A 1,470-nucleotide genomic window follows, 5' to 3' on the forward strand; every position below is an offset into this window, starting at 1 on the left:
ATTAAAAGCATTTAGATATTTTGATTCCTCAATGCCCTTAATTCTCTTAATGTTAAACATTTGAGGCTATTTTTTTTAACATGAAGTGCATTAAGATATTAAGAAAATTAAGATATTTTCTATACTTATTTACTTAATGTTTAACCTTTCAAGAATCAGAGTTTAATTATATTCCATTAATTTTGAATTTTTAATAGCACCCATGTCAAAACTCATAGATATTATTGCAGGAGCACGCCCCAACTTCATGAAGATTGCTCCCATTATCGACGCTTTTAAGAGCCACCATTTCGAACAAAAAGGAATAAACTTCCGCCTAATACATACCGGTCAGCATTATGACAAGAATATGAGCGAGACCTTCTTTGATGAGCTGGGCATACCCCATCCAGACATCAACTTGCAGGTTGGCTCAGGTACTCAGGCTGAACAAACCGCCAAGATAATGGTGGCTTATGAACAAATTTTACTAGAAAAACCCTCTAATCTTTGTATCGTCGTAGGTGACGTGACTTCCACCATGGCTTGTTCCATTGCTGCCAGAAAACTCCATATAGACGTAGCACATATTGAAGGTGGTATTCGCTCTTATGACGAAACCATGCCCGAAGAAATCAACAGGAAGGTCACCGACGCCATTACCAATTATTTCTTTACCACATCTGAGGTAGCCAACCAAAACCTAAGAAGGGAAGGCATAAAGGAGGAAAAGATTTTCTTTGTGGGCAATACCATGATAGATACCCTGCTCAAGAATATTACTCGGCTCAAACAACCTAAGATTTGGGCTGAAAATGGACTAAAAGAGCAAGCATACATTGTGATGACCCTGCATCGGCCTGCCAATGTCGATGATCCTGCTAATCTACTTCATCTCGTCAAAATAGTCAGTGAAACGGTGGCACCCAACAAAATAATCTTTCCGATACATCCACGTACCCGCAAAGTGTATGAAAGCCTTGATTTGCAGCCTGAGAATATCATCCTCTCCGAACCCATGGGTTATTTGGAATTCAACTATTTAGTTAAAAATGCCAAGGTGGTCATTACCGATTCTGGTGGTATCACGGAAGAAACCACCGTCATGAAGGTGCCATGCCTGACGCTGAGAGACTCTACAGAAAGACCAGAGACTTGTACCGTAGGCACCAACCAACTCATCGGCACCGACCCGAATAAACTGATAGAACCTCTAAAGGATATTTTTGCAGGCAACTGGAAAAAAGGCGAAATCCCTGAGCTTTGGGACGGAAATACGGCGGATAGGATTGCGGAGATATTGGAAAGGATTGTATAGTGAATAGTTTTTAGGCTATTGGTTAGTTCGAGCGTGCCAGTTCGATTGTTCCTTGTTAGTTCGAGCGGTAGTCGAGAACACGTTTTCAAATGCCAAATACAACGTCAGTTCGAGCATTTCGAAATTTGATTTGCTAAAATCAAATGAAGAAACGGCCTTAGGTCTGGGCGGCG

1 protein-coding gene is annotated in these 1,470 nt (G+C 41.0%); it reads left to right on the top strand.

Going from position 1 to position 1,470, the window contains the following annotated elements; genetic code table 11:
• Nucleotides 1-202 precede the first annotated feature (202 nt).
• Nucleotides 203-1,297, top strand: coding sequence for a non-hydrolyzing UDP-N-acetylglucosamine 2-epimerase (gene wecB, locus EGI24_RS22015; RefSeq protein WP_255049169.1), 1,095 nt, complete (start codon nucleotides 203-205; stop codon nucleotides 1,295-1,297).
• Nucleotides 1,298-1,470 lie beyond the last annotated feature (173 nt).

This window comes from Lacihabitans sp. CS3-21 (assembly GCF_024343675.1).
GTDB lineage: Bacteria > Bacteroidota > Bacteroidia > Cytophagales > Spirosomataceae > Leadbetterella.